Source organism: Candidatus Polarisedimenticolaceae bacterium (assembly GCA_036376135.1).
Taxonomy (GTDB): domain Bacteria; phylum Acidobacteriota; class Polarisedimenticolia; order Polarisedimenticolales; family DASRJG01; genus DASVAW01.
Map to the genome: position 1 here is coordinate 53,645 of DASVAW010000164.1, position 8,520 is coordinate 62,164.

Annotated in this window: 5 protein-coding genes; 2 read left to right on the forward strand and 3 right to left on the reverse strand. The window is 72.4% G+C overall.

Annotated features, from left to right (window positions below):
- Window positions 1-2: 2 nt before the first annotated feature.
- On the reverse strand, window positions 3-2,513 hold the full coding sequence (locus VF139_17725; GenBank protein HEX6853240.1) for a SpoIIE family protein phosphatase: 2,511 nt from the start codon (window positions 2,511-2,513) through the stop codon (window positions 3-5).
- A 70-nt stretch (window positions 2,514-2,583) separates the two neighbouring features.
- Here VF139_17725 and VF139_17730 point away from each other — a divergent pair, with 70 nt between their 5' ends.
- Together VF139_17730 and VF139_17735 are read left to right on the forward strand one after the other, a co-directional pair.
- Complete coding sequence (locus tag VF139_17730; GenBank protein HEX6853241.1) at window positions 2,584-3,885, forward strand: amino acid permease; 1,302 nt, start codon at window positions 2,584-2,586, stop codon at window positions 3,883-3,885.
- Window positions 3,882-4,928 (forward strand): SRPBCC family protein, encoded by a 1,047-nt coding sequence (locus VF139_17735; protein ID HEX6853242.1) that lies wholly within the window; start codon window positions 3,882-3,884, stop codon window positions 4,926-4,928. The genes VF139_17730 and VF139_17735 overlap by 4 nt, the downstream gene beginning before the upstream one ends.
- A 91-nt stretch (window positions 4,929-5,019) precedes the next feature.
- Here VF139_17735 and VF139_17740 read toward each other — a convergent pair whose 3' ends face one another.
- Together VF139_17740 and VF139_17745 are read right to left on the reverse strand one after the other, a co-directional pair.
- Entirely contained in the window at window positions 5,020-7,518 is a 2,499-nt protein-coding gene (locus VF139_17740; GenBank protein ID HEX6853243.1) for an SNF2-related protein, read from the reverse strand.
- Window positions 7,515-8,510 (reverse strand): potassium channel protein, encoded by a 996-nt coding sequence (locus tag VF139_17745; GenBank protein HEX6853244.1) that lies wholly within the window; start codon window positions 8,508-8,510, stop codon window positions 7,515-7,517. The genes VF139_17740 and VF139_17745 overlap by 4 nt, the downstream gene beginning before the upstream one ends.
- Between the last annotated feature and the right edge of the window lie 10 nt (window positions 8,511-8,520).

Here is an 8,520-nt window from a genome sequence, read left to right on the forward strand (position 1 = left end):
ACCTATTTCCCCAACCCCGCAACGGGCGCTTCGGGGTTGGGGAAGAAGGTCGCCGTCCCCATCAAGACGACGACCGTCATGTCGTCGTGCTGCGCGGCGCCGGCGGTGAAGGCATCGGTCGCGGCGAACAGCCGGTCGATCACCTCGCGGGGGGAGGCGCCGTCCGCTCCCCGCAACGCCGCGAGCAGGCGCTCCTCGCCGAACTCCTCGTCGTCGCCGGTCATCGCCTCGCTGATCCCGTCGCTGAACCCGCACAGGAGATCGCCCGGGCCGAGGGCGGTCTCCGCCTCGACGAAGCGCGTTCCCTCCATCAGCCCGACGACCATCCCGGTCGCGGCGAGGCGCTCCACCTCCCCGTTCGCGCGCAGGAGCACCGGCGCGTTGTGCCCGCCGTTGACGTACACGAGCCGGCGCGCCTTCGGCTCGTAACGCCCGACGAACAGCGTGGCGTAGCGGTTCTCCGGGGTGGCGTCGTGAACGAGGGCGCTGACCGTCTCCATCAGCTGCGCCAGATCCCCCGACGCCCGGATCGACTGGCCGCGCAGCGACGCCTGAAGGCTCGCCATCACCAGCGCCGCGCCGATCCCCTTCCCGGAGACGTCCCCGATCGCGAAGAGCAGGCTGCCGTCGGGGAGCACGAGGAAGTCGTAGTAGTCCCCGCCCACGCCGAGGGCGGTGCGGCAGTACCCGGCGAGCTCGAGGCCGGCGACCTTCGGCAGCGCCTGCGGGAAGAGGCGCTGCTGCACCTCGCGGGCGATCTCGACCTCGCGGGTGAGGCGCCCCCGTTGCGCCGCCTCGGCGGCGACGGCGGCGGTGAGGCGCGCGTTCTCGAGCGCGACCCCGGCACGGTCGCCGACCGATTCGAGCAGGCGCAGGTCCGCCGCGGAATAGGGGGCCTCGGCGCGGCGCGCGCCGAGCACGAGGACGCCGTTGAGGTGGTCGCGTGCGGGAAGGGGAACGACGACCTCGGCGCCGAGCGCGTCGAGGGCGGGGTCGGCCCCCCGCTTCACGCGGACGGGTTTGCGGAGGTCCTGGAGGCCGGCGGGGAACCCCGGCTCGCCGCGGAGCAGGACCGCCACGCGTTCGACGTGAAGCGACTCGCGCAGGCGCCGGACGATCACGTCCACCAGCGCGTCGCGATCCACCACGGTGCGGACCTCTTCGGCGAGCGCCCCGAGCACGCGCTCGGCGTCGACCGCCTCGCGGAAGAAGCGACGATCGGTCCACCGCAGCGTCGCGTCGCCGAAACGCTTGAGCAGCACGACCAGGAGCGCGCCGACCGCGAGCGCCCCGACGACGTCGACCCGTCGCATGTCCGGCCGCGTCGCGATCCGCCAGAACGTGAATCCCGCCGTGCCCGCGATCAGGACGACCCGCAGCGCGAAGATCCCCCGGCGCGCGAAGGCGTACTGCAGCCCCTCGCGGATCACGACGCGCACGTCGAGGGCCCGCTCGACGACGACGACGTAGGCGAGGGTCAGCGGGAAGAGGACGGTCGCCAGGAACGCCGGGAACAGCACCCACGGCGGGGCGAGCGACTCGAAGTCCCGGCCGGTGACGAGCGAGGCGATGACGAGCCCGAACCCGGGGAGCAGCGCGGCGGTCGTCCCGACCTGCAGGAGGATGAGGCGCCGCCGCACGTCGGGGGGCATCGGCGTCGCGTGGCGGATGCCCTGGCTCATGAAAAACCACGAGACCGCCGCCATCCCGAGGACGAACACCGGCACCGCGACGCCGGTGTAGAGGCGCGCGGGGACGGCCGCCGCGTCGATCCACGCCGGCGCCAGCACCGCGGAAAGGGCGCGAAGCGCCGCGTGCGTGCCGAGGAGGAGCGTGGCGATCCGCCGGGGCCAAGGGAAGCGCCGGTCGATCCCGATCCGTTCGGGGAAGAAGGTCCCGAACAGCATCATCGCGATCGGCCAGCAACTGCCGGCGAGCGCGCCCCAGAGCTGGCCCAGCTCGCGAAGGCCGGGTTCCCAGTGCGCGTAGACGCCGCGGCCGAACGGATCGGTGAAGGTCGCCATCAGGAAGAGCAGGAGCCAGGCTCGCCGATCGTGCGGGCGTGCGAACGCGACCCAGAACCCGAGGCTCAGCGAAAGCCACGGCATCACGAACCGGAGGACCCAGAGGACGACCTCCGCCCCCGGGGTTCGGGCGAGGGTGTCCGCGGCGAGCCGGACGTCGGCGGCGGCGACCGTCGCCTCCCGCTCCACCACGACCCGGAGGGAGTCGCCGGGGGAGGCCGCGCGCACCGGGGCGGAAAGGTCGGCGGTCCCCCGGAAGGGGCGGCCGGCGATCTCCGTGGGGCGGTCGCCTTCCCGCAGGCCCGCGGCCAGCGCCTCGTCCTCCGGTGCGACGATGCGGCCGGTGGCCGTCAGGATCGAGAAGGGCCGTCGCGCCGGGTCGCCGTCGCGCGTCGCGAGGCTCCAGACGTCCCAGGAGACCCGGAGCTGGACGGCGACCGAGATCGCGGCGAGGAGGGCCAGAACGAGGCGACGGGATCGGACCGGCATCGCGGCGGAGTGTAAACGGGCCGAGACCTATTTCGCGGAATTGGTGCCTGTCCCCATTTAGACTCCGGCCGTGCAAGACAAGGGGCTCGTCCGCGGCCTGGGGTTCTTCACCCTGACCGCGCTCGTCGCGGGAAACGTCATCGGCTCGGGGGTGTACGCGATCCCCGCGTCGCTCGCGGACGCCGCCGGGCCGCTGGGCCTTCTCGCCTGGCCGATCGTCGGCCTCGCGTACCTCGCCTTGACCGCCGCCTATGCCGACCTCGGCCAGGCCTACCCGGTCCAGGGGGGACTGCAGGTCTACGCGCAGCGGGCGTTCGGCGAGCGCGCCGGGGCGATCTCGTCGTTCCTGTACTGGATCTCCGGCGTCACCGCCAACGCCGCCTTCGCCACCGCCTTCGTGGGGTACGCGGCGGTCTTCTTCCCTTCGCTACGCGAGAAGGTCCCCGCGTTCCTCGTCGCGCAGGCGCTCCTGTGGGGGCTGACCTTCGTCAACGTGCTCGGGGTGAAGGCGAGCGGGCGGCTCGGCCTCGTCGCGACCACCCTCAAGGTGGTGCCGCTGTTCGTCCTCGCGATCGCGCTCGTCCCGATGGCGAACCCCGGGAACCTCGCGCCCTTCGCGCCGCACGGGTTCGGCGGCCTGTTCCCCGCGATCAGTCTCGTCGCGTGGGCGTTCCTGGGCGCGGAGTCGGTCGGGGTCCCGGCGGAGGAAACGAAGGACGCCGCGAGGACGATCCGCCTCGCCGCCTACGCCGGTTACGCGCTGACCATCGTCGTGTACCTCGCGGTCGCGGTCACGATGGCGCTCGCATTCCCGGCGTCCTCGCTCGCGGGCCACACCTCGCCGTTGGCGATGGCGGCGGAGCGGGCGCTGGGTCCCTGGGGAGGCGGCTTCGTCGCCCTCGGCGCGATGGTCTCGACCTTCGGGGCGCTCAACGGCTGGCTGCTCGTCGTCGGCCGCCTTCCGTACGCCGCGGCGCGGGACGGCGTCGCGCCGCACGCGTTCGCCGCGATCCACCCCAGGTTCGGGACCCCGGCGCGGGCGCTCGTGATCTCGACGCTGATCCCGTCGTCGCTGCTCGTCTTCTATTTCGTCGAGACGTTCCTCGGCGTCTACAACCTCGTGGCGCTGCTGTCGAACGCAACCGGGCTGGTGTCGATCGCCCTGGCCTGCGCCGCGCTTCCGACCCTCGTGCGGCGCGAGGGGGACCGCTTCACCCCCGCGGCCCGAGCCCGCGCCGGCGCGCTCGCCGTCGCCGGGGTCGCCGTCTCCGTCCTGCTGGTCGCCGGCTCGGGTTGGAGGGTCCTGCTCGCGACGGCGTTCATGGTCTTTCTGGCGGCGGCGGTCCACGCCGTCGTGAGGGCCCGGGCGTGAAGGGAACCCGCCCCGGCGCTCCGGTCGAGAGGGCGTGGACGCTCCCGTCGGCGTGGTACGCAGGGGAGGAGCACCTCGCCCGGGAGCGGGAACGGATCTTCGCGCGCAGCTGGCAGCTCGCCGTGCGGGAGGAGCAGATCGCGAACCCCGGCGACTACGTCGCCGTCGAGGTCGCCGGCGAGCCCGTCGTCGTCGTCCGCGACGACCGCGGGGGGGTGCGGGCGTTCTTCAACGTCTGCCGGCACCGCGCCGGGACCGTCGCTCCCGGCGAGTCCGGTTGCGTGAAGGCGTTCCGCTGCACCTACCACGGCTGGACGTACCGGCTCGACGGGACGCTGCGCACCGCTCCCGAGATGGAGGGCGTGGAGCGGTTCGAGGCGAAGGACTTCGGGCTCCGCCCGGTGCGCTGCGAAGTCTGGTCGGGACTCGTCTTCGTGAACCTCGACCCGCAGGCGAAGCCGCTGGCCCGGGCGCTCGGCCGCGTGGGGGACCTCGCGGCGAAGACGGCGTTCGCGACCATGCGTTTCGGCCGCCGCGACGTCTACCGGATCGCCTGCAATTGGAAGGTCTACGTCGACAACTACCTCGAGGGGTACCACATCCCCGCGGCGCACCCGGGGCTGAACCGGATCCTCGACTATCGGCGGTACGAGGTCGAGACGGACGGGCCGATCGTGATCCAGCGCTCCCCCGGACGCGGGGAGGACCGCGCGGACGAGCGCTACCTCTACGTGTGGGTATGGCCGAACTTCATGCTGAACGTCTCGCCGGGGTACGCGCAGACGAACCTGATCCTGCCGGACGGTCCCGAGCGGACCGTGTGCGTCTTCGACTACTTCTTCGCCGGGGCGGAGGACGCCGAGGCGGTGGCGTTTTCCGACGGGATCCAGGCCGAGGACATCGCGATCTGCGAATCGGTGCAGCGCAACCTCCGCTCGCGCGCCTACGAGGCCGGCCGGTACTCCGCGAAGCGCGAGAACGGCCTCCACCATTTCCACGAGCTCGTGCGTCGCGCTCTGAAAACAGGGACAGTCCCTCATTAAATGGGGACAGCAACCTATTTCCGAATAGGGGACAGTCACCCTATTCGGAAATAGGTTGCTGTCCCCATTTAATGAGGGACTGTCCCTATTTTCAGAGCGCGACGACCGCTGCGGCGGCCGCGGGACGGTCCTCCCGTCCGAGCGCGGCGGCGAGCTTGCGCACCATCGGGCCCCACGTGGGCGCGTCGACGATCGACGCCGTCTTGATCCGTCTCGTGCGCAGCGGCCGTGCGGTGAGCTGTGCCGCCCAGTCGTCGCGGCGCTTTCCGTGGAGATCGACGCACACCGCGTCGAAGCCGCCTTCCTTCGCGTAGATCGCGAGCAGGCCGAAACCGGTCGTTCCCCTGCCGTCCACGCCGAGGATCGCGGTGCGGCCGATACGACCATCCTCGATCTCGGCGAGAAGCCCCTCGACGAGGGGGTGCCCCGAGGCGAAGAAGTCGAGCGCTTCGTCGGCGACCGCCTCCTCGCGGTCGAAGGCGCCGAGGAAGGATGCGTCGCCGGGGACGCCGGGGAGGTTCTCCACCCGCGACGCGGTGCCGAAGGCGATCGACCAGACGCTGCCGTCGCGGTGCGGCTCGACCATCAGTCCGAGCTGCTCGCACGCGGACACCACGAAGTCCTGCGTGAGCTCCTCGAGATCCGCGGGAACGCGCGCGAGGATCGCTTCGGCGAGCTCGGGGCGGTACGGCTCGCGGTGGAGCTCGTGGTAGGCCGCGGCCCGCGAACGCTCGCGCGCACCGTGCATCTCGTCGACGACGCGCCGGAGGACGTCCGGCGGGAGCGTGTCGCGACCGTCGGCCGCCGCCTCGCGCACCGCCTGCTCGACGTGGGCGAGCTCACGCTCGAGCCCGCCGAGCGGCTCGCGGAACAGGCCGATCGACTCGTACAGCGCCGCGACCGACGCGCCGAGCCCGGAGGGCGGCCTGAAGTAGACGATCTCCACGTCGCGCGTGCGCCCGATCCTGTCGAGCCGTCCGATCCGTTGCTCGACCTGCACGGGGTTCCAGGGGAGGTCGAACAGCACGATCCGCCGGCAGAACTCGAAGTTCCGCCCCTCGCCGCCGCATTCGGTCGAGATGAGCAGGGACGGGCCCGCGGGAGTCCGGAACTGCGCGACCTCGATGTCCCGCGCGGCGGTCGAGAGGGCCTCGTGGAAGGCCCCGGTGCGGATCTGGGCGATCCGGGAGAGCGCCGCCCGGAGCGCCTCGAGGGTCTCGCGGTGCGCGACGAAGACGAGCGTCTTCTGCCGCTTCGTCTGCCACTCGCGGGCGGCGTCGGCCAGCCACACCACGCGGGGGTCGGCGGCCTGCGCGTCGCGCGACGCGGCCCCCGCGTCGATCGCCCAGGGGGAGGCGAGGGCGCGCGCGACCTTGTCGGCCTTCTGGCGTCGGGCGACCGCGTGCGGCGCGGGAAGCTCCAGCATCGTCCGTTCGAGCTCGCGCAGCGCCTCCCAACCGCCGGGATCGTCGATCGTGACCGGGGCCGGGGCGCGCGGCGGGAGCCCGCCGATGTCGGCGCGGCGCGTCTGGCTCGTGCACGGAGGAAGGGGCCTCCGCTCCTGAAGGCGCGCCTCGAACGACTCCCCTTCGGGGAACTCCTCGGGACGCAGCAGCTGCAGCAGCCGGAAGAATCCGTGCGCGTCGTCCTCGAGGGGGGTCGCGGTCAGCAGCAACACGTGCCGTCCGAGGGCGCAGATCGGCGCGATCGCGCGGTAGGCGGCGTTTCCGGGATGCCCCTTCGCCCGCTGGAGGTGATGCGCCTCGTCCACGATCAGCAGATCGATCCCGGCCTCGACGGCCTGCTCGGTGAGCTTCGGCCGCTTGACGAGCGTCTCCATCGAGACGACCACCTGCCGGTGCGCGTCGAAGGGATTGAAGTCGGCGCCGTGGTCCTTCGCGACGTCGGCCAGGCGAGGCTCGTCGAGGAGGACGAAGACCTGGTGGTATTTCCGCCACAGCTCCCCGAGCCACTGCACCACGAGCGTCTCCGGGGCGACGACGAGGGTGCGCTCGGTCCGCCGCACGCGCACGAGGTGGTTGAGGATCAGGCAGGCCTCGACCGTTTTCCCGAGCCCCACCTCGTCGGCGAGCAGCCAGCGCACCGGGTCGGTGCGGGTCGCGCGCTCGGCGACGTAGAGCTGGTGGGGGAACAGGCGGATGCGCCCCCCGAGGAACGAGCCGAGCCCCTCCGCCTCGCGCACCGTTTTCAGGTGGAGCGCGTCGAGGCGCAGTCCGAACGCCTCGACGCTCCCGATCTCGCCGTGGGCGAGGAGGTCGACGGGGGAGTCGGCGACGTCGAGCGGCCACAGGAAGCGGCCTTCTGCGATCCGGCCCCCGGTGAGACGGAACCTCCCGCCGGGAAGCTCCGCCTCGATGAGCACGCGGTCGCCGGTCTGCTCGTCGCGCGCCCAGGTCCCCGGCGCGAGGCGCAGCGGGACGAGCCCCCCCGTGGCGGCCGCGAGCTTCAGCGTGGTCCCGCGCGCCGGGAACTCGACGACGACCTCCCGGGCCGTCGCGTGCAGGACGCGACCGGGACCGAGGTCGGGGTTGTCGCGATGGCGGACGCGGTCGCCGGTCTTCCAACTCATGCCGGGGACAGCATCGCACGCTCGAACGACTCGAGCGCGGCGCGTGCCCCGGCGACGATGAGGACGTCCCCCTCCTGCAGCCGGAAGTCGGCTTCCGGGTTGGGGATGACGCGCCCGGCGCGCTTCACGCCGACGACCGCGACCCCCCACTTCCGGCGGAGGTCGGCGCCGGCGAGCGTCGTCCCGGAGATCGGCGTCCCCCCGTCGATCTGGAGCTGCTCGAGCTGGAGCTCTCCCCCCTCGGCGTCGAACGACACGTCGAGGAAGTCCACGACGGCGGGCTTCGTGAGCATGTGCGCCAGGCGCAGCCCGCCGAGATGGTACGGATTGACGACCTTGTTCGCTCCGGCGCGTCGGAGCCTCGCGTCCGCGCCGGCCTCACCCGCGCGCGCGACGATGAAGAGCGACGGGTTGAGCGACCGCGCGGTCAGCACCGTGTAGACGTTGTGCGCGTCGTCGTTGAGGCAGGCCACGAGCCCCCGCGCGCGGGCGACCCCCGCCGTCTTGAGCACGTCCTCGGAGACCGCGTCCCCCTCCACGACCGGGACGCCGCGCTCGGTGAGCCGCGCGACCTTCTCGACCGCCCGCTCGATCACGACGAAGGGTCGTCCTTCGCGGACGAGCTCCTCGACGACCGCCTGGCCCATCCGTCCCCAGCCGCACACGATCTCGTGTCCCGAGAGCTTCTCCAGCATGCGCGTCCTCCGCCGGCGTCCGAACGCATCGCGCATCTCCCCCTCGATCACCCACCGCGCGAGGTCGGTGAGGCCGAACAGGAGAATACCGAGCCCCGCGAACAGGACGACGACCGTGAAGACCTCGCCGGCGCGGGAGAGCGGGAAGACCTCGCCGTACCCGACGGTCGTCAGCGTGATCGCGGTCATGTAGAACGCGTCCCAGGGGGAGGCGCCCTCGATCAGGACGTAGCCGAGGGTCCCGACCGCGAGGACGCCCGCCAGAAGTCCCAGGGCGATCGCGAGGCGCTTGCGCACGCCCGCACTC